Origin of the sequence: Streptomyces triculaminicus (assembly GCF_017349075.1) — a bacterium.
GTDB lineage: Bacteria > Actinomycetota > Actinomycetes > Streptomycetales > Streptomycetaceae > Streptomyces > Streptomyces triculaminicus.
Genome location: NZ_JAFMOF010000001.1, coordinates 2,000,480 through 2,023,780 on the forward strand (window position 1 = coordinate 2,000,480; position 23,301 = coordinate 2,023,780).

Annotated in this window: 17 protein-coding genes and 2 pseudogenes; 5 read left to right on the forward strand and 14 right to left on the reverse strand. The window is 74.1% G+C overall.

Annotated elements, in window-relative coordinates:
- Positions 1–20: 20 nt before the first annotated feature.
- From J1792_RS09390 to purN, 6 genes are all read right to left on the reverse strand, one after another.
- Entirely contained in the window at positions 21–941 is a 921-nt protein-coding gene (locus J1792_RS09390) for a helix-turn-helix domain-containing protein (RefSeq protein WP_179199010.1), read from the reverse strand.
- The gene (locus J1792_RS09395; RefSeq protein ID WP_086572895.1) at positions 938–1,687 is read right to left on the reverse strand and encodes a helix-turn-helix domain-containing protein; all 750 of its coding nucleotides are present in this window, start codon (positions 1,685–1,687) and stop codon (positions 938–940) included. Before J1792_RS09395 ends, J1792_RS09390 begins: the two co-directional genes overlap by 4 nt.
- A gap of 337 nt (positions 1,688–2,024) precedes the next feature.
- Positions 2,025–2,513: a DUF3017 domain-containing protein gene (locus J1792_RS09400; protein ID WP_086572887.1), complete on the reverse strand. Its 489-nt coding sequence runs from the start codon at positions 2,511–2,513 to the stop codon at positions 2,025–2,027.
- Positions 2,503–3,375, reverse strand: a complete 873-nt coding sequence (locus tag J1792_RS09405) for a bifunctional methylenetetrahydrofolate dehydrogenase/methenyltetrahydrofolate cyclohydrolase (protein ID WP_207246997.1) — start codon at positions 3,373–3,375, stop codon at positions 2,503–2,505. Before J1792_RS09405 ends, J1792_RS09400 begins: the two co-directional genes overlap by 11 nt.
- Before the next feature lie 180 nt (positions 3,376–3,555).
- On the reverse strand, positions 3,556–5,121 hold the full coding sequence (gene purH / locus J1792_RS09410; protein WP_086572890.1) for a bifunctional phosphoribosylaminoimidazolecarboxamide formyltransferase/IMP cyclohydrolase: 1,566 nt from the start codon (positions 5,119–5,121) through the stop codon (positions 3,556–3,558).
- Positions 5,118–5,747: a phosphoribosylglycinamide formyltransferase gene (gene purN, locus J1792_RS09415; protein WP_086572892.1), complete on the reverse strand. Its 630-nt coding sequence runs from the start codon at positions 5,745–5,747 to the stop codon at positions 5,118–5,120. Before purN ends, purH begins: the two co-directional genes overlap by 4 nt.
- A gap of 309 nt (positions 5,748–6,056) precedes the next feature.
- Between purN and J1792_RS09420 the strand changes: the two genes are divergently transcribed.
- Positions 6,057–6,746, forward strand: coding sequence for a hypothetical protein (locus J1792_RS09420; RefSeq protein ID WP_207246998.1), 690 nt, complete (start codon positions 6,057–6,059; stop codon positions 6,744–6,746).
- A 43-nt stretch (positions 6,747–6,789) separates the two neighbouring features.
- Here the strand turns inward: J1792_RS09420 and J1792_RS09425 are convergent, their stop codons facing one another.
- The 7 genes and pseudogenes from J1792_RS09425 to J1792_RS09455 all read right to left on the reverse strand — a co-directional run bounded on the left by J1792_RS09425 (position 6,790) and on the right by J1792_RS09455 (position 16,112).
- Positions 6,790–7,128, reverse strand: coding sequence for a hypothetical protein (locus J1792_RS09425; protein WP_207246999.1), 339 nt, complete (start codon positions 7,126–7,128; stop codon positions 6,790–6,792).
- On the reverse strand, positions 7,098–8,786 hold the full coding sequence (locus J1792_RS09430) for a cell division protein PerM (RefSeq protein WP_207247000.1): 1,689 nt from the start codon (positions 8,784–8,786) through the stop codon (positions 7,098–7,100). Before J1792_RS09430 ends, J1792_RS09425 begins: the two co-directional genes overlap by 31 nt.
- A 255-nt stretch (positions 8,787–9,041) precedes the next feature.
- Positions 9,042–9,926, reverse strand: a complete 885-nt coding sequence (gene sucD / locus J1792_RS09435; RefSeq protein ID WP_086572652.1) for a succinate--CoA ligase subunit alpha — start codon at positions 9,924–9,926, stop codon at positions 9,042–9,044.
- A gap of 20 nt (positions 9,927–9,946) precedes the next feature.
- Positions 9,947–11,125 (reverse strand): ADP-forming succinate--CoA ligase subunit beta, encoded by a 1,179-nt coding sequence (gene sucC, locus J1792_RS09440; protein ID WP_086572655.1) that lies wholly within the window; start codon positions 11,123–11,125, stop codon positions 9,947–9,949.
- 236 nt (positions 11,126–11,361) lie between these two features.
- A complete protein-coding gene (locus J1792_RS35740) occupies positions 11,362–12,588 on the reverse strand; it encodes a VWA domain-containing protein (protein WP_207247001.1) in 1,227 nt (408 codons plus the stop codon).
- 7 nt (positions 12,589–12,595) lie between these two features.
- Positions 12,596–15,021: pseudogene (locus J1792_RS09450) on the reverse strand (DUF5682 family protein).
- Positions 15,018–16,112 carry an ATP-binding protein gene (locus tag J1792_RS09455; RefSeq protein ID WP_207247002.1) on the reverse strand — a complete coding sequence of 365 codons (1,095 nt, stop codon included), beginning with the start codon at positions 16,110–16,112 and terminating at the stop codon, positions 15,018–15,020. Before J1792_RS09455 ends, J1792_RS09450 begins: the two are co-directional and overlap by 4 nt.
- 132 nt (positions 16,113–16,244) lie before the next feature.
- Between J1792_RS09455 and J1792_RS09460 the strand changes: the two are divergent.
- Together J1792_RS09460 and J1792_RS09465 are read left to right on the forward strand one after the other, a co-directional pair.
- Positions 16,245–17,655, forward strand: a pseudogene (locus J1792_RS09460) (SWIM zinc finger family protein).
- A 157-nt stretch (positions 17,656–17,812) separates the two neighbouring features.
- Positions 17,813–19,567: a DUF5691 domain-containing protein gene (locus tag J1792_RS09465; protein WP_207247003.1), complete on the forward strand. Its 1,755-nt coding sequence runs from the start codon at positions 17,813–17,815 to the stop codon at positions 19,565–19,567.
- 147 nt (positions 19,568–19,714) lie between these two features.
- On the opposite strand, the gene icmB is transcribed toward J1792_RS09465, so the two are convergent.
- Positions 19,715–20,128 (reverse strand): coenzyme B12-dependent isobutyryl CoA mutase small subunit, encoded by a 414-nt coding sequence (icmB, locus tag J1792_RS09470; RefSeq protein WP_086572297.1) that lies wholly within the window; start codon positions 20,126–20,128, stop codon positions 19,715–19,717.
- A gap of 373 nt (positions 20,129–20,501) precedes the next feature.
- Between icmB and J1792_RS09475 the strand changes: the two genes are divergently transcribed.
- Together J1792_RS09475 and J1792_RS09480 are read left to right on the forward strand one after the other, a co-directional pair.
- Positions 20,502–21,434 (forward strand): esterase/lipase family protein, encoded by a 933-nt coding sequence (locus J1792_RS09475; RefSeq protein WP_207247004.1) that lies wholly within the window; start codon positions 20,502–20,504, stop codon positions 21,432–21,434.
- A 239-nt stretch (positions 21,435–21,673) separates the two neighbouring features.
- Positions 21,674–23,296 carry a M23 family metallopeptidase gene (locus J1792_RS09480; RefSeq protein ID WP_443742775.1) on the forward strand — a complete coding sequence of 541 codons (1,623 nt, stop codon included), beginning with the start codon at positions 21,674–21,676 and terminating at the stop codon, positions 23,294–23,296.
- Positions 23,297–23,301: the final 5 nt, after the last annotated feature.

Genomic DNA, 23,301 nt, shown 5'->3' on the forward strand with positions numbered 1-23,301 from the left:
CCGACACACCACGTGCCGCGTCAACCGCCATCCGACGGCAGCACCAGTGTTCGTGGCACCGTGAAGCACTCGGGGGCGCCGCCGGCGGCCGGGCGCAGACAGACCCGGGGTGTGTGAAGGTCCTTGACCACCGTCATGGCGGTGGCGAGGTACTGCTCCGTGTCCCGCTGAGTCGCGGCCGTGGCCCCCTTGTCGTCGGCTCCCGGCACGGCCAGCTCGATCCGGTCGCCGAGGCGCAGATTCGTGCCGCGCGCCCACACGGTCCCGCAGTCCTTGCTGTAGCGGATCTCCAACCGCTGTCCTCCGGCCGCCCTGCGGCTGAGGAGCGTCATCGGTTGCGGCAGGCCGCACGCCATGGTGAAGGCGTAGGCGCCGTCGCACTCCGTGTCATGGCAGGCCGGCTCCTGCTTCTGCTGGGACGCGGGAGTGGTGGCGGCGAGGCTGTCGGGCCGCCGCTCGCCGGAGGCGTTCCGGCCCCCTGTGAGGAAGAAGGCCAGGGAGAGGGCGGCCACGAGCGCGGCGGCGCCGTACAGGACCAGAGCCCTGGTGGAGCGGCCGGACAGTCCGCGTACGCCGCCGCCCGCCTTCCCCCCGGAGGGCTCTCCGGGGGACGCGTCCTCGGGCGCCGGCCCGGTCGCGGCTGCCCCATCCGTCGCAGTGGCCCCGGCGGTCGCGGAACTGGAGCGTCCGCTCCAGGCCTGCTCGGCCAGCTCCCACAGCGCCACCATCCGCCCGGCGGGCTCCTCCGTCAGCTCGCACAGCGCCTCGACCGCCTGCCTCGGCGGCAGCTTCTTGCCGTTGAGATAGCGCTCCCAGGACGACTTGCTGAAGGGCGTGCACCCGCCCAGCGCGGCCAGGCTCAGCCCCGTACGCTCCCTCAGCTCGCGCAGCTCGGAGGCCAGCCGGGCGCACTCCCCCGGAAGGAGTCGTTCACCGCTCACCGGCGCAGCTCCCCCCAGGTGTCCGGGCCGACGATGCCGTCGACGACCAGCCCTCGGTCCTTCTGGAAGTCCTTGGCCGCCTTCTTCGAGCGCTCGCCGTAGGAGCCGTCGGTGATGCCGGGGTCGAAGCCGTGGTGCTTGAGCAGGCACTGGGCCTCCACGACCTCCCAGCCCGACGTCTTGAGGTCCATCAGCGTGCTGTGCGTCGCGCTGTACCCGGCGCGCAGCTCGCCCTCCTGGCGCCGTATGTCGCACGGGCGGCCCCGGCCCTGGACGAAGACGAACGTGGCCTCGGTGTTGCCGGTGCCGGCGGGCCGCCTGTCGTCGTCGTGCCGCCAGGGGTGGGTGGTCAGCAGGGTGGCGGCCAGGGCGGCCGCCAGGACGACCACCGCGCCCGAGAGCACCCATGTAGTCCACCGCCGCCGCTCCGCCACGGGGGCGGTCCCGCCGTCGTCCGCCGGGTCGCCGGCCGCTGCCTCCTCCGTCCACGCGTCCGCCGCGACCTCGTGGAGCACCAGCAGGCGGGTCGGGTCCGTACCGCACACCCGCGCCAGCTCCTCGACGGCGTCACGCGGCGGCAGTTGCTTGCCGTTGAAGTACCGTTCCCAGGACGAACGGCTGTAGGACGTCTTGACCGCGAGCGAGGCGAGGCTGAGCCCGCTGCGGTCCTTGAGTCTCCTGAGCTGTACGACCAGCTGCCGCACGCGCTCGTCCAGCGATGCGGGTAATTCCTTCCAACGCGGCATGCTCCACCCCATACGCGTCACGGTCGCCCCCCGAGGCAACAAGCCTCCTGCCGCACATGATGGCGACGCCCGCGCACCGGTTCCGCCCACTTCAAGAGGCGAGTGCGACTTCCGGCCACGCGCGCGATGCCCCCACCGTCCCACCACGACGTCGTGGGACCCGGCTTCTCCACAGGTCAGGGTGTGGGACGTCCCACGATGACCCAACTCCCCGAAATCGTCTGGCGGGTGCGGATGTGGCGCATCAGAGTCATTCCCGTACACCGCTGAAAAAGCCGACGGCGGCCCGTCCTCCCACGGGGGAGAGGACGGGCCGCCGTCATGTCCAGCGGGACGGTCACTGCACGGTGAAGTGCAGCACGTCGTCCAGGAACGGGAGCTTCAGCCAGGCGTGCGGCTGGGCCATCAGGGCGAGCAGGACGATCACCGCGCCCAGGCCGCCGTACGTGAACATGTCCGTGAACCGGGACCGCACGGCCAGCATGCCGACGTCCGGCAGCGCCCAGCGCAGCACCGCGCCGCCGATCATGGCCAGGCCGATCACGATCGTGCCCACCCGGAAGGCGTCGAACGCGACGATCAGCAGGCCCAGGCCGGTGGCGCCCAGCACCGCCAGCAGCGGCCACTGACGCGCCGGCGCGGGCGCGTCGCCGGGCGCGGCGCGCCCGCCCCCCTCGGGGCGGGCGGTGTCGCGGGTGACCCGCGGGGGGCGGCGCGAGGCACGGCCGGCGTCCTGGCCTGCGCTCCGGCCTGCGCCGGAGTCGCCGCTTCCGTCGCCCGGCATGCCCGGCGTGCCCGGCTCGCGGGACTCGGCCTCAGCCGGCATCGGCGACTCCGGCGGCGGCGCGCTCGGCGGCCTCCACCACGTTCACCAGCAGCAGCGCGCGCGTCATGGGGCCCACGCCGCCCGGGTTCGGGGAGACCCAGCCGGCGACCTTGGCGACCTCGGGGGCCACATCGCCCATGATCTTGCCCTCGCCGTCACGGCTGACGCCGACGTCCAGGACGGCCGCGCCGGGCTTGACGTCCTCCGGCTTGATCAGGTGACCGACGCCGGCGGCGGCGACGACGATGTCGGCCTTGCGCAGCTGCTCGGACAGGTCGCGGGTGCCGGTGTGGCAGAGGGTGACCGTGGAGTTCTCGGTCCGGCGGGTGAGCAGCAGGCCGATCGAGCGGCCGACGGTGATGCCGCGGCCGACGACCACGACGTGCGCGCCGTTGAGCTCGACGTCGTGGCGACGCAGCAGCTCGATGATGCCGTTCGGGGTGCAGGGCAGCGGGCCGGGCTCGTTGAGCACCAGGCGGCCCAGGCTCATCGGGTGGAGGCCGTCGGCGTCCTTCGCCGGGTCCATCAGCTCGAGCACACGGTTGGTGTCGATGCCCTTGGGGAGCGGGAGCTGGACGATGTAGCCGGTGCACTCGGGGTTGTCGTTGAGCTCCCGGACGACCGCCTCGATCTCCTCCTGGGTGGCGGTCCCGGGGAGCTCGCGCTGGATCGAGCCGATGCCGACCTCGGCGCAGTCGCGGTGCTTGCCGGCGACGTACCACTTGCTGCCGGGATCGTCGCCCACCAGGAGCGTGCCCAGGCCGGGCGTGACGCCCTTGGCCTTCAGGGCCTCCACACGGACGGTCAGCTCGGACTTGATCGCGGCCGCGGTGGCCTTGCCATCGAGAATCTTGGCGGTCATGGGGGCCATCCTCCCGGATCGTGCGGCCCGCCTTCCACTCAGGTCGGGTCCGCGGTGTGCCAATGGCGTGGGGTGTGAACCGCCCACGGTGCGGCACGGTCGCCGCACCCATGGGCGTACGGCCGTACGGACGCGGGCGGGCGCGCGTCCGTACGACCGTTCCGGTCGGTGGAAGACCGGTCAGTGGAAGAAGTGGCGCGTGCCGGTGAAGTACATCGTCACGCCCGCCGCCTTCGCCGCCTCGACGACCTGCTCGTCGCGGACCGAACCGCCCGGCTGGGCCACGGCCTTGATGCCGGCCGCGGTGAGGACCTCGAGCCCGTCGGGGAAGGGGAAGAAGGCGTCCGAGGCCGCGTACGCGCCACGGGCGCGCTCCTCGCCCGCGCGCTGGACGGCGAGCTTGGCGGAGTCCACGCGGTTGACCTGGCCCATGCCGACGCCGACGGTCGCGCCGTCCTTGGCCAGCAGGATGGCGTTGGACTTCACCGCGCGGCAGGCCTTCCAGGCGAAGGCCAGCTCGGCGAGCTCCTCGGCGCTCAGCGGCTCGCCCGTGGCGAGCGTCCACTCGGCCGGGTCGTCGCCCTCGGCCTGGAGGCGGTCCTTCTCCTGGAGCAGCAGGCCGCCCTCGACCGGACGGGCCTCCTTGACGGCGCAGGGGGCGTCGGCGCAGCGCAGGACGCGGATGTTCTTCTTGCGGGCCAGGACCTCGACCGCGCCGTCCTCGTAGCCGGGGGCGACGATGACCTCGGTGAAGATCTCGGCGACCTGCTCGGCCATCGCCACCGACACCGGCCGGTTCACGGCGATGACGCCGCCGAACGCGGACAGCGGGTCGCAGGCGTGGGCCTTGCGGTGGGCCTCGGCGACGTCCTGGCCGGTCGCGATGCCGCACGGGTTGGCGTGCTTGATGATCGCGACGCAGGGGTCGGCGTGGTCGTAGGCGGCGCGGCGGGCGGCCTCGGTGTCCACGTAGTTGTTGTAGGACATCTCCTTGCCGTGCAGCTGCTCGGCGGCCGCCAGGCCCGTGCCGCTGCCGTCGGTGTAGAGGGCGGCGGGCTGGTGGGGGTTCTCGCCGTAGCGGAGCACGTTCGAGCGGGAGAAGGCGGCACCGAGGAAGTCGGGGAAGCCGCTGTCGTCGGCCGCCGCGTAGTCGGCCGCGAACCAGGACGCCACGGCCACGTCGTAGGCGGCCGTGTGCTGGAACGCCTCGGCGGCCAGGCGCTTGCGGGCGGCGAGGTCGAAGCCGCCGTCGGCGGCGGCCTTGAGCACGTCGTCGTAGCGGCCGGGGTTGACGATCACCGCGACGGAGGGGTGGTTCTTGGCGGCGGCACGGACCATCGAGGGGCCGCCGATGTCGATCTGCTCGACGCACTCGTCGGGCGAGGCGCCCGAGGCGACGGTCTCGCGGAACGGGTAGAGGTTGACGATCACCAGCTCGAAGGGGCGGACGTCCAGCTGCTCGAGCTGATCGCGGTGCGCCTCGAGACGCTGGTCGGCGAGGATGCCGGCGTGCACGCGCGGGTGCAGGGTCTTCACCCGGCCGTCCAGGCACTCGGGGAAGCCGGTGACCTCCTCCACCTTGGTGACCGGGACGCCGGCGGCGGCGATCCGGGCGGCCGTGGAACCGGTCGAGACCAGCTCGACGCCCGCATCGTGCAGACCACGGGCCAGCTCCTCCAGCCCGGTCTTGTCGTAGACGCTGACCAGCGCCCGTCGGATGGGCCGCTTCGTGCCTTCGGCGGTCACAGGAATTTCACCTTTCGTCCCTCTATGCGGTAGCCGTCGCGGGCCAGACGCCCCACGACCTCGACGAGCAGCGCTCGCTCGACTTCCTTGATCCGCTCGTGCAGCGCGGATTCGTCGTCCTCGTCCCGGACCTCGACCACGCCCTGGGCGATGATCGGGCCGGTGTCGACGCCCTCGTCGACGAAGTGGACGGTGCACCCGGTCGCCTTCACGCCGTACGCGAGCGCGTCGCGCACGCCGTGGGCGCCGGGAAAGCTGGGGAGCAGGGCGGGGTGCGTGTTGACGATCCGCCCGCCGAACCGGGCGAGGAACTCCTTGCCCAGGATCTTCATGAAGCCCGCCGAGACCACCAGGTCCGGCTCGTACGCCGCCGTGGCCTCGGTCAGCGCCCGGTCCCAGGCGTCACGGGTGGGGTGGTCCTTCACCCGGCACACGAACGTCGGCAGCCCGGCGCGCTCGGCGCGCTCGAGCCCCACGATGTCCTCGCGGTCGGCGCCGACGGCCACGATCCGGGCGCCGTAGCCGTCCGGGTCGGCGGCGACGGCGTCCAGCAGGGCCTGCAGGTTCGTGCCGGAACCGGAGACGAGCGCGACGACGCGGGCGGGACGGTTCGGCGGCGGCTCCACGGCGGGGCCCTTTCTCGCGGGTGGTGCGGTTTGTATGGTCGTACGAAACCGAAGGGGCGCCGGATACGGGGATCCCTACGAAGCCGTCGACCGCCAGCAACGATACCGGCACACCGAACCGCCCCCACGGGACGGGGGCGCGCACGGGAGGTAGCGTCGGGACCGGACCGGACGGCGACGCGGGAAAACGGGAAAACGGACGCGGCGCCGTACGCTCGAGGTGCAGGCCGACGACACAAGGGGAAGACACACTCCACATGCCGGACCGACGCCGCCACGCGGCTCACCGCCCCCGCTGCCCACCGCCCCGTGCTGCGCGAGCGCCAGTCGCCGCCGCCCGCCGGCCCGGAGGAGCGGGACAACCCCTTCGCGGCACCGCCGAAGGGCCAGCCGGACCGGCCCTGGCAGCCGCGGACGCCCACGGGCGGCGGCGAGGGGGACGGCGAAGGCGGCTCCGGGGACGACCAGCGGCCGGTGTGGGGCAGCCAGTGGAGCAGCCGGCAGCCCGGCCGCCAGGACGGCGGCTTCGGCGGCGGCCAGGGCCCGTCGGGCGGCGGCCCGGGCGGCCCCGGCGGCGGCCTGCGCTGGGATCCGACGGACCCGGCGCAGCGGCGCGCCCGCTACGCCCTGCTCGCGGGCATGTGGGGCTTCTTCTTCGCCCTCTTCAGCATTCCGCAGGTGGCCCTGCTGCTGGGCGCGCTCTCCCTGTACTGGGGCGTGAGCTCGCTGCGCGCCAAGGCCAGGCCCCGCGACCCGGACACGCCCGCCCCGTCCACCGCCCCGGGCCCCGGCGGCTTCCGCCCCCAGACCACGGCCGCGGTCAGCGGCCTGGTCACGGGCGGCCTGGCGCTGGCCATCGTCGCGGCGACGTTCTCGTTCCACCTGGTCTACCGCGAGTACTACACGTGCGTGGACGACGCCCTGACCCAGACCTCCCAGCAGGCGTGCGAGAACCACCTGCCGAAGCAGCTGCGGCCGCTGCTGGGCAACCAGGACTGAGGCCACCGCCGGGCCCCGCCCCCGTCACCGTCACCCGCCCCGGTCATGGGGAGGGGTGGGGCGGCGGGAAGTCGGGCCGGTCCTCGCGGGCCGGCAGCGTCAGGTCGCGGGGCGCGAAGTCCGCCATGAGCCCGCCGCTCGAGTCCTTGAGCGCGGCCCACCGGCCCCGGCGGGACGCCGCGTCGTGCCACGCCGGCACCGGCGGCTGGGCGAACGCCGTGCCCGGGCGACTCGCCGAGCGCGGCTTGCGACGCGTCCCCTTGCGCCGCCGGGGCTTCCACCAGCGCCGCCGCTCGGCCCTGCGCGGGGTCGCCTCCGCCTCCGGCAGCGCCTCGCTGTGCGGCGTGGGCATCACCGGCAGCGTCTCCGGTTCGTACGCCACGCTCTCCGTCGCCGGTACGGTCGCGCCGCCCGCGGCGAACCCGAACCACGCCGCGACCGCCCGCCACCAGGACCGGGAGGGGGCCGGTCCGGGCTCCTCGGCGGGGGTGGCCGGGGCGTCGACCGGGGCGTCGGCTGAGGCTGGGGATCCGGCTGGGGTGGGGGTGTCGGAAGGGTCGGTGAGGGCGGCCGGGTCGGGGTGGCGTCGGTTGTGCCGCCGGTCATGGCCTCGGGCGGGGCCGGTGAGGCGGGAGTCGTCGACGGCGGCGGGGCCACCGCCAGCCCCAGCAGCTCCCCCCCACTCCGCCATCCCGTCAGCCTCGTCCGCTCCTCACGGGCGCCACGCACCGCAACCCCCAGCCGCCACCGCACCAGCATCGCTCCCGGCAGCCCCACGGCCACCGTGCAGGCGGCGGCCGACGCGCCCGTACGCCACCACCGCGGCCCGAAGTCCGCCAGCGCGCCGTTGCCGAGCGGGCCGGACGCCGCGTACCCCAGCACGGTCATCACCACCCCGCACAGCAGCGCCCCCAGGGCGGCCGTCACCGCCGCGTCCAGCCAGCCCGGCAGGGACGGCGAGGGAGCGGAACCGGAGGCGGAGTCCGCGTCCCCCGGCCGGGGAACGGCGGCGAACGCCACCGCGATCCCGGCCGCGCCCACCAGCACCGCCGCACCCACCAGCACCAGCGGCCCGGCCTCGCCGGGCGACGGCAGCGCGGCGAGCAGCGGGAAGCGCGGCAGCGCGGGCGGCCTGGGGACCGCCGTCAGCGGGGCGACCACGCTGTCCGCGCCGACCGTGAAGCCGGACCCGAGCCCGTACGCCACGGCCCAGATCATCGCGTTGGGCAGCAGGGCAGCGCTCAGCAGCCCGATCGCCACCCGGCCCGACCAACGCGGCGACAGCTGGGCGAACGCCTCCTCGGCCACCCCCGCGTGCAGGGCCAGCGACACGGCCACCAGCAGCGCGCCGCCGCCCAGCAGCACGGCCGTGGCCGCCGCGGCGGCCCGGACCACCTCGGCCAGATGGGCGCCGGTGAACCAGCACCGCACGCCCTCGGGCACCGCACGCCGCACCAGTGACGGCGCGGGCAGCCCGGGGCGCCCCGCCGCCGTCCAGATCCCGGCCGCGACGAACGCTCCCGCGACCAGCGGCAGACACAGCAGCACGCTCAGGGGCGAGGGGCGCACCGGCGCGTCCCACGCGTAGGCCGACGCGGCCAGGGCCACCAGCAGATAGCCGCCGAGCATCGCGGTGAAGGCGGTGCGCGGCGCCGGGCCCGGCGCGTCCGGCGGCGCCCCCTCGGGGGGTTCGAGCGCGTGCCGGGCGGCGCGGTAGAGCAGGGTGCAGGGCACGAGGGCGAGGAGCAGGGGGGTGAGCCCGATGGGGACGGGGTCACCGGAGAGGGAGTCGATGCGCACGAGGTCGGCGCCGTGGGCCAGCAGCCAGAGGTCGGCGGCCACCCGCAGGGCGCTCGCCGGGCCGCCGTCGGGGTACGGGGAGATGATCCACAGCGCCAGCACGATCATGGCGAAGGCGCCGAGCCCCAGGCCCGCGGCGAGCACCCCCCCGAAGAACACCGAGGTCGTCGCGGACGGCCCGCTCACGGCAGGCCGCGGGCGCGACGGCGACGACGGGCCGTGATCGGCGTACTCACTCACGGGGCCATGCTGCCAAGAACGCGGCTTTGGTGCGGGTAGCCGTCACATGCCCGTCGTGTCGCTTGCGCCGGATGAATGCGCCTATGCGGCTGTACGGGGGTTTATGCGGGTTTACAGGGCCGTACGCGGCGCAGGCGGGTGAGGCGGCCCGTATACGGGCGTGGGCCCGCACCCCCTGAGGGGTGCGGGCCCACGTCGTGGAGCCTTGGCGTCCGCCGGAGAACCGGAGGAGCCGCCGGGAAACCCGGAGAAGGGTCAGCCGGCCAGCGCGGCGCGCGCGAGGAGGGCGGTCTCGGACGGGGTCTTGCCGACCTTCACGCCCGCGGCCTCGAGGGCCTCCTTCTTCGCCTGCGCCGTGCCGGAGGAGCCGGACACGATGGCGCCGGCGTGGCCCATCGTCTTGCCCTCGGGCGCGGTGAAGCCGGCCACGTAGCCGACGACCGGCTTGGTGACGTTGGCCTTGATGAAGTCCGCGGCCCGCTCCTCGGCGTCGCCACCGATCTCGCCGATCATGACGATCAGGTCGGTGTCGGGGTCGGCCTCGAACGCGGCGAGCGCGTCGATGTGCGTGGTGCCGATGACCGGGTCGCCACCGATGCCGACGGCGGAGGAGAAGCCGATGTCACGGAGCTCGTACATCATCTGGTAGGTCAGCGTGCCCGACTTGGACACCAGACCGATGCGGCCGGGCTTGGTGATGTCGCCCGGGATGATGCCGGCGTTTGACTGGCCCGGGGTGATCAGACCGGGGCAGTTCGGACCGATGATGCGGGTCTTGTTGCCCTTGGACGAGGCGTACGCCCAGAAGGCGGCCGAGTCGTGGACGGCGATGCCCTCGGTGATGACGACGGCCAGGCCGATCTCGGCGTCGATCGCCTCGACCACGGCGGCCTTGGCGAACGCCGGCGGCACGAAGACGACGGTGACGTCGGCGCCGGTCTTCTCCATCGCCTCGGCGACGGAGCCGAAGACCGGGACGGCCGTGCCGTCGAAGTCGACCTCGGTGCCGGCCTTGCGCGGGTTCACGCCGCCGACGATGTTGGTGCCGTCACCCAGCATGAGCTTGGTGTGCTTCATGCCCGTGGCACCGGTCATCCCCTGGACGATGACCTTGCTGTCCTTGGTGAGGAAGATAGCCATGGTTGTGGAGTCCTCGTCCCTTACTTAGCCGCAGCCAGCTCGGCGGCCTTGTCGGCCGCGCCGTCCATGGTGTCCACGCGCTGCACCAGCGGGTGGTTGGCGTCGGACAGGATCTTGCGACCCAGCTCCGCGTTGTTGCCGTCGAGGCGCACGACCAGCGGCTTGGTGACGTCCTCGCCCTTGTTCTTCAGCAGCTCGAGGGCCTGGACGATGCCCTTGGCGACCTCGTCGCACGCGGTGATGCCACCGAAGACGTTGACGAAGACGGACTTGACGTCCGGGTCGCCGAGGATGATCTCGAGACCGTTGGCCATGACCTCGGCGGAGGCGCCGCCACCGATGTCGAGGAAGTTGGCGGGCTTGACGCCGCCGTGGTTCTCACCGGCGTAGGCGACGACGTCGAGGGTCGACATGACCAGACCCGCGCCGTTGCCGATGATGCCGACCTGGCCCTCGAGCTTGACGTAGTTCAGGCCCTTGGCCTTGGCGGCCGCCTCGAGGGGGTTGGCCGAGGCCTTGTCCTCGAGCGCCTCGTGCTCCGGCTGGCGGAAGTCGGCGTTCTCGTCGAGCGAGACCTTGCCGTCGAGGGCGATGACGTCGCCGTTGGCGACCTTCGCGAGCGGGTTGACCTCGACGAGGAGCGCGTCCTCGGCGACGAAGGTCTTCCACAGGGTCACCATGACCTCGGCGACCTTCTCGGCCACCTCGGCCGGGAACTTCGCCTGGGCGACGATCTCGCGGGCCTTCTCGATGGAGACGCCCTCGTTGGCGTCGACCGGCACCTTGGCGAGCTTCTCGGGGGTCGTCGCGGCGACCTCCTCGATGTCCATGCCACCGGCGACCGAGGCCATGGCCAGGAAGGTGCGGTTGGTGCGGTCGAGGAGGTACGAGACGTAGTACTCCTCGAGGATCTCGGGAGCGGTCTCGGCGATCATCACCTTGTGGACCGTGTGGCCCTTGATGTCCATGCCGAGAATGTCCGTCGCGCGAGCGACGGCCTCGTCCGGGGTGGCGGCCAGCTTCACGCCACCGGCCTTGCCACGGCCACCGACCTTGACCTGGGCCTTGACGACCGACTTGCCACCGAGACGCTCGGTCGCGGCGCGCGCCGCCTCAGGCGTGTCGATGACTTCACCGGCCAGCACCGGTACACCGTGCTTGGCGAAGAGGTCCCTCGCCTGGTACTCGAACAGGTCCACGCGCGTCCGTCCCTTTTCCATGGATATCGCGGTTCGTTGTCTGCGCGGGCGTGCCGCAGGCAGCGTGACGACGCGATCTTTTACGAGGGCGGCACACGGTCACCGTTGACGCGGCATGTCCGTCTCGCAGGTTATCCCCGAGGGGGGTGTGACCTTAAATCGCAGGTCACACTCGGGCCGTGATTACGCTCACAGATCGCGACGGTGCCCGTACGCTTCCGGCGCGCCGCGGCGTGTCAGACGGCGGCCTCCGGTATGGGCAGGGGACGCTTCTCCAGGGCGGCCGCCATCACGTCCGGGAAGAGGTCCGGGGTGCAGGCGAAGGCGGGTGCGCCGAGGGCCGCGAGGGCCGCCGCGTGCTCACGGTCGTAGGCGGGGGCGCCCTCGTCCGACAGGGCCAGCAGGGTCACGAACTGCACCCCTGACGCCTTCATGGCGGCGACCCTCTTGAGCATCTCGTCGCGGATTCCGCCCTCATAGAGATCACTGATGAGGACCACAACGGTCTCGGCCGGGCGGGTGATGCGGGACTCGCAGTAGGCGAGCGCGCGGTTGATGTCCGTGCCGCCGCCGAGCTGGGTGCCGAACAGCACGTCGACCGGATCGGTCAGCTGGTCGGTGAGGTCCACGACGGACGTGTCGAAGACGACCAGACGAGTGGTGAGGGCGCGCATGGAGGCGAGGACCGCACCGAAGACGGAGGCGTAGACGACGGAGGCGGCCATCGAACCGGACTGGTCGATGCAGAGGATCACCTCCTTCTTCACCGCCTGCGAGGCCCGCCCGTAGCCGATGAGGCGCTCGGGGACGACCGTGCGGTACTCGGGGAGGTAGTTCTTGAGATTGGCGCGGATGGTGCGGTTCCAGTCGATGTCGTGGTGCCGGGGGCGGCTCACGCGCGCCGACCGGTCCAGGGCGCCGGAGAGCGTGGCGCGGGTGCGCGTCGTCAGACGCTTCTCGAGGTCCTCGACCACCTTGCGGACGACGGCCCGCGCGGTCTCCTTGGTGGTCTCCGGCATCGCCTTGTTGAGCGAGAGCAGCGTGCCGACGAGGTGCACGTCCGCCTCGACCGCCTCCAGCATCTCCGGCTCGAGCAGCAGGGCGGACAGCCCCAGCCGGTCGATGGCGTCGCGCTGCATCACCTGAACGACGGACGTCGGGAAGTACGTCCGGATGTCCCCCAGCCAGCGGGCGACGCGCGGCGCCGAGCCGCCGAGGCCGGCCCCGCGCGGGCCGCCGCGCCCGCTGCCGTCGCCCGGTCCCGAGCCGTAGAGCGCCTCCAGGGTGCGGTCCATGGCGGCGTCCGTGCCGGCGAGGGCGCAGCCCGTGCCGTCGCCGCCGTCCCCGCCGAGCACGAGCCGCCAGCGGCGAAGCCGCTCGGCGGCGTCGTCGGCGTCGGCGGCCGGGACAGTGGTGTCCGTTGCGGTGTTGTCCGCCGCCGTGGTGTGCGTGGTCGTCGTCATCCGCTTCTCATCCCCCTGTGTGTGCCATGCCCAGCAGCAGGCGCATCGTCGGCAGCACCGCCGCCGCGCGCTCCTCGTCGAGGGCCGCCCCGAAGCCGCGTACCGCCTTCTCGCCCGGGGCCGCCGCCCCGCGTCCCCCGTCCCGCCCCGGCGTATCCGCTCGCCGAGCGTGCGGCGCGCCCCCGGCTCGAACGCGGAGAAGGTGCGGCGCAGCAGGGGCAGTACGTCCGTGAAGGCGTCCGGCGCCACGCCGGTCAGCCAGGCGTCGACGAGGGCGAGCAGCCGCTCGTCGTGGACGAGCAGCATCCCGCCGGAACCGCCACTGCCGACGAACCCCTCGATCCAGGCGGCCGCCTCGGCGGGCGCCGTACCGACCGAGAGCACGAGCCCCATCAGCCGGGCGGCCCGCTCGTGCGTCAGCCGCTCGTCGTCGAGCAGCAGTCGCGCGGCCCGGCCCCGTATCCCGCCCGGAAGCCCGTCCCGTTCGGCCAGCGTCGCCAGGACGGCGGCCCAGCGGTCACGGAGGGGATCCTCGCGCGGGGGGCCGGTCTCGCCGGTCTTCTCCGCGTCGCCCTCGGCATCCCCCGCGTCCGTCCCCGCGTCGGCCTCCGCCAGCAGGGCCACGGCCCGGTGGACGGCGTCCACGTGGCCGCGCATCTCCGCCGCCGCGTCCGCGTCGAGCCCCGAGCAGGCGGCCGGGAGGCCGACGAAGACGCGTTCGGCGAGGCCCTCCGCCACCTCGCCGAGGGCCGCGGTGTCCGTGCGGCGCACGTCGCCGTAGCGCACGGAACGGACCAGGGCCGGCAGCGCCTGGGCCAGGTGCCCGACGTCCGAGTCGAGCGCGGCGCGGTCGGCGAGGGCGCGCATGACGACGGGCAGGGCGTCGGGCAGGCCCGCGAGCAGACACTGCTCGGCGAGGGCCGTGACCTCGGCGAGGGCGGTGGCGCCCCGCGCCAGCGACTCGGCCTTCGCGGTCGCCGCGCCCTCCACCGTCGTGCCCCACACCCCCGCCTCGGCGAGCCGTACGGACAGCTCCGGCTCCCAGCACAGCCGCCAGGTCTCCCGGAACGTGCCGAGACCGGCGCGCGAGCGCTGCGGCTCGCCCCAGCCGACGCCCAGCAGGCGCAGCCGGTGCAGCAGCCTGCTGCGGGCCGCGTCGGTGTCCTTGCGGAGGTCGAACTCGAGGTCGCGGAAGGCGGCTTCGGGCTTGAGCCGCAGGCTGCGCTGGAGGCGGGCGAGGTCGCGCTGCAGGGGCGGGGCCGGCGCGGACTCGGGGACCTCGCCGAGGACGTCGCCGATGACCAGCCGGTCCTGGACGAGGGCGAGCGGCACGTCCGAGCCGTCGCACATCACCGCGCGCACCGCGTCGGTGGTCTCGCCGAGGCCGGCGAGCGGCCGGCCGCGCATGGCGGCGAGCGTGTCCGCGAGCCGCACGGCCTCGATGACGTGCGCGGAGGAGACCGGGTGGTCCTCGTCGCGCAGCAGGCGCGCGACATCGGTCATCCAGCGCTCGACGGGCCGGTCGGGGGCGCGGAAGAGGTGCCCGTACCAGCCGGGTGAGGTGATGCCGGCGCCGTAGCCGCTGCGCCGGGCGAGCCTGCGGTGGGTCCAGGGCACCCAGCCGATCTCCGTCTTGACCTTGGGGAGGCCCTTGAGCGCCTGCCGGTCGGCGGCCACGGTCCGCTTCTCGGCGAGGGCGGGGACGTGCCAGGCGCCGCAGACGACCGCGATGCCGTCGCCGAACTCGCGCCGGGCTTCGCGCAGCCGCAGCCGCATGTGGGCCTCGCGGACGGCGTCGCGGCCGGCCCGGGGGCCGTCGTCGGCGGCGTCGCCGAAGGAGGCCCGCAGCTCGGCCATCGCCTCGGCGATGGCCGCGAACGGCGCGAGCGCGTCGCCGTCCGGTGCGACGCGTCCGGCGCCGCGGCGGTGCTCGACGGCGTCCTCCCACCACACCTCGGGGTCGTCGTAGCCGGCGGCCCCGGCGAGCGCGGCGAGCGGGTCCAGCCGCGGCGCGCGGCCGGCCTCGTCCTCCTCGCCGGCCTCGTCGCCCTCGTCGTCCTCGTCGCCCGGTGTGCCGGATGCCCCGCCCTCGCCGCTCTCTTCGTCCAGCGCGAGCGTGTGCGCGGCGGGCAGGTCGATGAAGCGGACCGGCACGTCGTGGGCGAGCGCCCAGCGGATGGCGGCCCACTCCGGGGAGAACTCGGCGAACGGCCAGAACGCGGCCCGGCCCGGGTCGGCGGAGGCGTGGGCCAGCAGCGCCACCGGAGGCCGCATGCCCTCGTCGGACGCGAGGTGGACGAGGGCATCCGCCTCGGGCGGCCCCTCGATCAGCACGGCGGCCGGCCGGCACTGCTCGAGCGCCGCCCGCACCGACCGTGCGGAGCCCGGCCCGTGGTGGCGCACTCCCAGCAGGGCCGGGGCGGGGCCGCTCATACGGACACCTCGCGGCAGGCGCGGTAGAAGTCCTTCCAGCCGTCGCGCTCACGGACGACCGTCTCCAGGTACTCCTGCCAGACGACGCGGTCCGCCGCCGGGTCGCGGACGACCGCGCCGAGGATGCCGGCGGCCACGTCCCCCGCGCGCAGGACGCCGTCGCCGAAGTGCGCGGCGAGCGCGAGGCCGCCGGTGACGACGGAGATGGCCTCGGCCGTCGAGAGCGTTCCCGAGGGCGACTTGAGCTTCGTACGGCCGTCGGTGGTGACGCCGTCGCGCAGCTCGCGGAAGACGGTGACGACGCGGCGGATCTCGTCGATGCCGTCGGGCGTGGCGGGCAGGTCGAGGGAGCGGCCGAGCTGGTCGACGCGGCGGGCGACGATGTCGACCTCGGCCTCGGGGCTGGCGGGCAGCGGCAGTACGACGGTGTTGAAGCGGCGGCGCAGGGCGCTGGAGAGCTCGTTGACGCCCCGGTCGCGGTCGTTGGCCGTGGCGATCAGGTTGAACCCGCGCACGGCCTGCACCTCCTCTCCCAGCTCGGGGATGGGCAGGGTCTTCTCGGACAGGACGGTGATCAGGGTGTCCTGGACGTCGGCGGGGATGCGGGTGAGCTCCTCGACCCGGGCGGTCATGCCCTCGGCCATGGCCCGCATGACGGGGCTGGGCACGATCGCCTCGCGGCCGGGGCCGTGGGCGAGGAGGCGGGCGTAGTCCCAGCCGTAGCGGATGGCCTCCTCGGCCGTTCCGGCGGTGCCCTGCACGAGCAGGGTGGAGTCGCCGCTGACGGCGGCGGCCAGATGCTCGGACACCCAGGTCTTGGCGGTGCCGGGCACGCCGAGCAGGAGCAGGGCGCGGTCGGTGGCGAGCGTGGTGACGGCGACCTCGACGACCCGGCGCGGGCCGATGTACTTCGGCGTGATGATCGTGCCGTCGGGCAGGGTGCCGCCGAGCAGGTAGGTGGCGACGGCCCACGGCGACATGCGCCAACGCGCGGGCCTGGGGCGGTCGTCGGCCGCTGCGAGGGCCTTCAGCTCGTCGGCGAAGGCGTCCTCGGCATGCGGGCGCAGGGCTTCTGTGGAGATTCCGGGCACGGTTCAAGTCCCCCTCGTCGTGCGGTTCCGGGTTACGTCCAAAACCCTGCACCACACCACTGACAATCGGCCCCGACGTGTGGAAACCGCAGGTCAGGGCGATTGTCAGTGGGGGGTCGTAACGTCGTCGGCATGAATCCGCAGGGGGAACGATGGACGGCGGAACAGGTGCTCGCGCTGGCTCCTGACGCCGCATCACGCAAGGCGGGCGCGAAGCTCGCGGCGCCCGGTCCGTGGTCGGGCGCGAGCGCGCACACGGACGGGGGGGACGGACGGGGGCACGGCCGCGGTCTGGGGGAGTGCAAGGGCAGCGGCAGCACGCCGTACCGCACGGTCGTGGACCTCGTGGGGGACGGGGGTCCGGCCTTCCACTGCAGCTGCCCGAGCCGGAAGTTCCCGTGCAAACACGCCCTGGGACTCCTGCTGTTGTGGTCGGAGGGGGGGAGGCGGCCGTGCCGTCCTCGGCCGCGACGCCGCCCGAGTGGGCGGGGCAGTGGCTGGAGCGGCGCCGGCAGCGCGCCGAGCGTGCGGCGGGGGGTGGGCCGGACGGGGGACGGCTCCCGCTCCCGTGGACGCCGAGGCGGCCCGGCGCCGCGCCGAGCGGCGCGCGCGGCGGATCGCCGAGGGGGCGGCCGAGCTGGAGCGGCGGCTGGCCGATCTGCTGCGGGGCGGGCTCGCGGCCGTCGAGGGGGCGGCGTACGGGCAGTGGGACGAGACGGCGGCCCGCATGGTCGACGCGCAGGCGCCGGGACTGGCGGCGCGCGTACGGGAGTTGGCGTCGGTGGCGGGGGCCGGGTCCGTGGAGGGGACGGACCGGGCCTCACGGCTGCTGGAGGAGTGCGCGCTGCTGCACACGCTGGGACAGGGGTATCTGCGGGTGGAGGAGCTGCCGGAGGCCCTGGCGGCGACGGTCCGCACGCGCGTCGGCATCACGTCGGACGCGGCGGCCCTGCTGGCCTCCGTCCCGCCCGTGCGGGACCGCTGGTTGGTCCTGGCCCAGCGGGACGCCGACGACGGCCGCCTGACCACGCGCCGCATCTGGCTGTACGGCAGGAGCACGGGCCGGATGGCCCTCCTCCTCTCTTACGGCGCCGCCGGCCGCGCGCCCGAGCTCTCCCTTCCGGTGGGCCTCGCCCTGGACGCCGACCTGGCCTTCCATCCCTCCGCGCGTCCGCTGCGCGCGGTGCTGGGCAGGCGCTACGGCCCGCCCGAGCCCAGCCCGGCACCGCCGCCCGGCGGCGACACGGAGGCGGCGCTGCGCGCCTATGGCGAGGTCCTGCGGGACGACCCCTGGCTGGAGTCCTGGCCGGTGGTCCTCTCGGCGGTGACTCCGGTGCCGGACGCGGACGGCAAGGGCTGGCAAGTGGCCGACGCTCCGGGGGAGTCGGCGCTTCCCGTCACGCCCGGGGGCGGCGGGGACGACATGGGCCTGTGGCGGCTGACGGCGATATCCGGCGGCGGCCCGGTGCCGGTCTTCGGCGAGTGCGGACACCGGGGCTTCACCCCGCTGACCACATGGGCGCCGGAGCCGGTGGCGCTCTGACGCACGCCCGTACGAGCGGGTCGTCCGCGCGGTCTCTCGCACGCCTCAGCCGTCGCAGACGTCGCCTCAGTCACAGCCGTCTCCTCAGTCGTCTCATCCGTCTCATCCGCCCGGCCTCATCCGGCCCGGGCGGTCACCGCACAGGAAGGGCACGCCCGTGACCAGCTCCATCACCACTCCCGCGACTCACAGCAGCCCCATCCCCCACACCGGCTCCGCCGCAGCCCACGGCACCGACTCGAGCGGCCCCGAGACGAGCGGTCCCGGCACGAGCGGTCCCGCCTGGGACGGGCCCGGCTGGGACGATCTCCTCACCACGGCCCTCCTCGGCACCGAGCGGCGGGCGGTGCCCGCGCGGCCGCGGCCGGGGCAGGACGCCGCCGGGGTGCTGCTGGACGCCGCCGCGCTGCGGACCGTGCGACGACGGGCCGCCTTGCTGCCGGCCCCCGCCCGGGCTCGGCCCGGGGCGGCCCCCCGGGACGACCGGCCCGCCCTGCCCGAGGCGGCCCGGCGACGGCTCGCGCTGCTGCTCGCCGACCGGGCAGCGCCCGGCGGCGGAGGACGCCGGGGCGGCGCACCGGACCTCACCGAGCTGCTCCCCCAATGGCTGGCGACGGCCAACGGCCACGGCTACCGCGTGCCCGAGGCGCTGCTGCCCGCGTTGCTCGAGGCGGCGCGGGCCCGCAGCGACCTGCGGCCGGCGGCGCTGGCCCTCGGCGGGCCGAGGGCGCTGTGGCTGGCCCGGCTCAACCCGCAGTGGAAGTACGCCCTGCGCGGCGGTACGGCGTCTGGTTTCCCGGGAGCCGCCGCGCCCGCGAGAAGCCCCGAGGACGAGGGGCGCGTCTGGCAGGAGGGGCTGTTCGCGGAGCGGGTCGCCGTGCTGGCGGCCGTACGGCGCCGCGATCCCGACGCCGGGCGGGAGCTGCTGGCCTCGACCTGGGCGAAGGAGCCGGCGGAGGACCGGCTGATGCTCCTCGACTCGCTGCGCGCGGAGCTCTCGGCCGGGGACGAGACGTTCCTGGAACAGGCCCTGTCCGACCGGAGCCGCAACGTCCGTGCCACGGCGGCGGAGCTGCTGACGGCCCTGCCCGGTTCGGCGCTGACGGCCCGGATGGCCGAGCGCGCACGGGCGTGCGTGGCGCTGGACCGTACGGCCGACGGCGGCGCGCGCGTCGTGGTCGAGGCGCCGCACGAGTGCGACAGCGGGATGCAGCGGGACGGCGTGGTGGCCAAGCCGCCGGCGGCCCGCGGCGAACGGTCGTGGTGGCTGAGCCAGCTGGTGGAGGCGGCCCCGCTGGCGATCTGGTGCGAGCGGCTGGGCGTGGGCGGCGCGGCGGAGGCCGTGGCCCTGCCGGTCGCCGACGGCTGGCAGCCGGACCTGCACGCCGCCTGGTGCCGGGCGGCCGCCCGGCAGGGGGACGCGGAGTGGTCCCGGGCCCTGCTCGGCCCCGCGACGTCACCGCCCGCCCCGGCGAACTCCTCGTGGCTGGACCCGGCCAGGCTGCTGTCCGCGCTGCCCCCGGCGGAACGGGCCGGGTGGGTGGCGGAGTTCGTCGCGGCCCACGGCCTGTCCGAGGCGTTCCGGCTGCTGGGCGTGTGCTCCGTGCCCTGGGCGGAGCCGCTGGGCGCGGCGGTGGTGGACGCACTGGACGCCGCACGGCGCGCGGGCGGCTATCCGTGGAGCTTCAGCGGGGTGATGGGCCTGGCCGAGCGCTGTCTGGACCCGGCCCAGGCCGACCGGCTGGCGGCGCTCACCACCGTCCCCGAGGGGCCGGCGGACGGCGCCGCCGCCGGCGCCGCGGGCTATTGGGTCGAGGCGTTCCAGCGCCTCATAGGCACGCTGCGCCTGCGGGCCGCGATGAGCGCGGAGCTCGCCGGGCAGGAAGCGGACGCCGTGGTCACGGGACCGTAGCCCCGAGCGGGCGGGGGCCGTACGGTCGCGGGCCCGTACGGTCGCGGTGCCGCGGCCCCGTACGGTCCCGCTGCCCGGCGGGACCGTAGGAGACGCCCCCGCCGGGGAGCGCGTGCCGGAAGAGGAACCGGAGGGGTACGGCCTCGGCTACGCCTCCGCCGTCTGACGGACGTTGGCGTTGACCCACGCCACGATCGCCGTCGTCGTGGCGCCCGGGGTGAAGATCTCGGCGACGCCCTGCTCCTTGAGCGGGGCGATGTCGGCCTCGGGGATGATGCCGCCGCCGAAGACCTTGATGTCGGCCGCGTCGCGCTCGCGCAGGAGCTCGATCACCTTGGCGAAGAGCGTGTTGTGGGCGCCGGAGAGGATCGACAGGCCGATGGCGTCGGCGTCCTCCTGAATGGCGGTGTCGACGATCTGCTCGGGCGTCTGGTGGAGCCCCGTGTAGATGACCTCCATGCCGGCGTCGCGCAGCGCACGCGCGATGACCTTGGCTCCGCGATCATGGCCGTCGAGCCCCGGCTTGGCCACCACCACGCGGATCGGACCGGTCACTCCCATCACTGCCTCCAGGTACGAGCCGTCAACCGGCCGCGAGGCCCCGTACCCAAGGGGCCCGGGGACGTGAACGAACGTTATCTCCAGCATCCCGCAAGCGGCCGTTTCGCGGTGGAGAGCGAGGGGGAAATCACACGTGGGACACCACGTTCGCTACGCACTGCTTCTGTAACCCGCGTCTCACGGGCCACATGCGCCCGATCCGTTCCGAGTCGCCGGACCACGAAGCGGTCGCGAGGGGAGCCGCTACGAGGCCCGCACCCTACGCCGGCAGCCGCCCGGCACAGCGGTGCGGCTGCCGCGCACAGCTGCCCGCGAGGGCACACGGGGGACAAGGGCCGCCTTGACTGTGTGCCGTTCGGGAGGTCGGTCGGCCATGAGGGCCTTGCCCTTTCTCTGCACCCTCTTACGCCCTTGTGCTCTTGTGCGCCCGTCGGCCGCGCTGCTGCGGTCCACGGTCCTGGAGCTGGCGATCCTTACCGCGCATGTGCTGATGTACCCCACCGGCATGACACAGGAACGCCGTCCGCCGCCCCCGCCCCTGCCGCCGGCCCCGACCGAGGCCCGGGACACGCGGGAGACACGGGAGGCACGGGAGGTGCTGGAGGGGCGAGAGGGGCAGGAGGGACCGGACGCGGCCGGGGCGGACGACACGCCCGGGGCCGGAAATGTCACCCATCTGCCGGTTCTTCTTCTCCACGGCTTCATCGACAACCGCTCGGTGTTCCTCCTGCTGCGCCGTTCGCTGCTGCGGAACGGCTGGCGGCACGTGTGGTCGCTGAACTACTCCCCCCTCACGTGCGACCTCCGCACGGCGGCCACCCTCCTCGCCCGGCACGTCGAGGAGGTCTGCGCGGCCACGGGACACGAACGGGTGGACATGGTCGGGCACAGCCTCGGCGGACTGGTGGCCCGTTACTACATCCAGCGGCTGGGCGGCGACGCCCGCGTGCGCACCCTCGTCACCCTCGGCACGCCGCACGGCGGCACGCGCGTGGCGCCCCTTATGTCGGCCCATCCCCTGGTGCGCCAGATGCGCCCGGATTCGGATGTCATCGCGGAACTGGCCGAGCCCGCACCGCATTGCGCGACGCAATTCATCGGTTTCTGGAGCGACCTGGATCAGATCATGGTGCCGGTGGAGACCGCCCGTATCGATCATCCCGACCTGATGGCGCGGAACGTCCGCGTCAGCGGCGTCGGCCATCTGGCACTGCCGGTGCACGGGGCCGTGGCGGCGGGCATCCGGCAGGCGCTGACCACGGAAGAAGCCATGGCCGGTGCGCGAGGGGCCGCCTCGGTCGCATGAACCGGGCCCCCGTTTCACGCTGCGGAGGTCGCTGTCCGGGCGTCCCTTTGACGCCCCTGCATCCGATAGCGGATCGAACGGATATCGAACGCCGGGTCGACCCGTCGGGCCCCAGTCAGCCGAAAGGCGGCTAAATGCCCGAGCCCTCACCCCATGAAACGTGAGGAAGATTGTCGTTGCCGCATACCGCCGGGTACAGTCGCCGCTAATTCTCCTGCTGCCAAGGCGAAATGGAAGTGGTGGTGAACGACCGTCACCCGCAGGCGGGCCCGGATCAGTCCGTTCCCGCTCCCGGTGCCTCCTATGGGCACGGGCACTACACGTCGTACGAGCAGCAGGCCTCCCCGCAGAGCTTCGCCGGGTACGACGGCTACAGCACCGGCCAATGGGACACCTCCGGCACTTCCGGCCATTGGGACACCAACAACCAATGGGGCGTCACCGGACAGACGCAGACCTGGGACTTCAGCGGCTACGACCTCGGCGGCCAGAACGCCACCGGTCAGCATGCCACCGGTCAGCACGCCTCCAACCAGTGGGCCGCCCCCGACACCTCCGGCCAGTGGGACGTTCCCGGCGCCGCGGCGTCCGGCCAGTGGGACACCGGCGCGTGGAGCGCGGCCGGTTCCCCGGCGGGTTCGTACGACACCGGACAGCACGCCTCGGGCCAGTGGGACACCGGCGCGCACCAGCAGGCGTGGGACACCAGCGGGCAGTACCCCGCCCAGCAGTGGAACACCCCCGGCCAGGACGCCTCCGGCCAGTGGGACATGAGCGCCCAGCAGACGCAGACCTGGGACGCCAGCGCCTACGCGGCGATGCAGACGCCCGAGGGCGGCCACGCTCCCACCCTCATGGTCGACCTGTCCGGCGTCGACATGACCGCCGCCGCGCCCGCGCCCGTCCCCGAGGAGAACCGGGCCCAGTCGGTCGCGAACGCCGAGACCCGGGCCATGATGATCATCGAGGAGCCGGAGCCGGCCGACGAGCCGGACTTCGACCCCCTCGGCACCCTCGACGCCCACGACGACGAAGCCGCCGAGGCGTCCGCGTCCGTACCGGCGCAGGCACGGCCGCACGGTGACGACGACGTCCCCGGCCGCGCCCGCGCCAGCCGTCGCAAGGGCGCCCCCGCCCGCACCGGCTACCGGCCGCGCCGCAAGGCCCTGCTCACCGTCGCCGTCCCCTCGGTCGCCGTCATGGGCGTCGCCGGCATCGCCGCCGCCTCCGTGATGACGGGCGGCGAGAAGGAGGCCCCGAAGCCCACGGCCGCCGCAGCCCCCGACACCACCGTCAAGCTCTCGGCGGCCAACAGCAAGCTCGACACCCAGCTCGCCGGCCTCAGCCGCGGCGCCGACGACTTCGCCAGCCGCGCCAACCGCACCCAGGAGCGGATCGACCTCAAGGCGCGGCAGGAGGACGAGCGCAAGCGCAAGGCCGAGGAGGCCGCCAAGAAGGAGCGCGAGCGCCCCAAGTTCGCGCTGCCGGTCACCCAGCACGGACTCAGCGCGATGTACGGCCAGGCGGGCGTCAACTGGATGTCGGTGCACACCGGCATCGACTTCCCCGTCGCCTACGGCACGCCCGTCATGGCCGCCACGGACGGCACGGTCCGTACGCAGTACAACGTGGCCTACGGCAACATGGCCATAGTGACGTCACCCGACGGAACCGAGACGTGGTACTGCCACCTCAGCAGCACCAAGGTCCGCTCCGGGTCGGTCAAGGCCGGCGACGTCATCGCCTACTCCGGCAACTCCGGCAACTCCACCGGCCCGCACCTGCACTTCGAGGTCCGGCCCGGCGGCTCGGCCGTCGACCCCCTGCCGTGGCTGCGCGGCCACGACCTCGACCCGACGTGACCTGA

What these genes read in the sequence shown, in the direction of transcription:
- J1792_RS09395 (WP_086572895.1), bottom strand. Translation starts at nt 1,687, where the DNA reads ATGCCGCGTTGGAAGGAATTACCCGCATCGCTGGACGAGCGCGTGCGG.
- J1792_RS09400 (WP_086572887.1), bottom strand. Translation starts at nt 2,513, where the DNA reads ATGCCGGCTGAGGCCGAGTCCCGCGAGCCGGGCACGCCGGGCATGCCG.
- J1792_RS09405 (WP_207246997.1), bottom strand. Translation starts at nt 3,375, where the DNA reads ATGACCGCCAAGATTCTCGATGGCAAGGCCACCGCGGCCGCGATCAAG.
- sucD (WP_086572652.1), bottom strand. Translation starts at nt 9,926, where the DNA reads ATGGCTATCTTCCTCACCAAGGACAGCAAGGTCATCGTCCAGGGGATG.
- J1792_RS35740 (WP_207247001.1), bottom strand. Translation starts at nt 12,588, where the DNA reads ATGACGACGACCACGCACACCACGGCGGCGGACAACACCGCAACGGAC.
- icmB (WP_086572297.1), bottom strand. Translation starts at nt 20,128, where the DNA reads ATGGGAGTGACCGGTCCGATCCGCGTGGTGGTGGCCAAGCCGGGGCTC.
- J1792_RS09475 (WP_207247004.1), top strand. Translation starts at nt 20,502, where the DNA reads ATGAGGGCCTTGCCCTTTCTCTGCACCCTCTTACGCCCTTGTGCTCTT.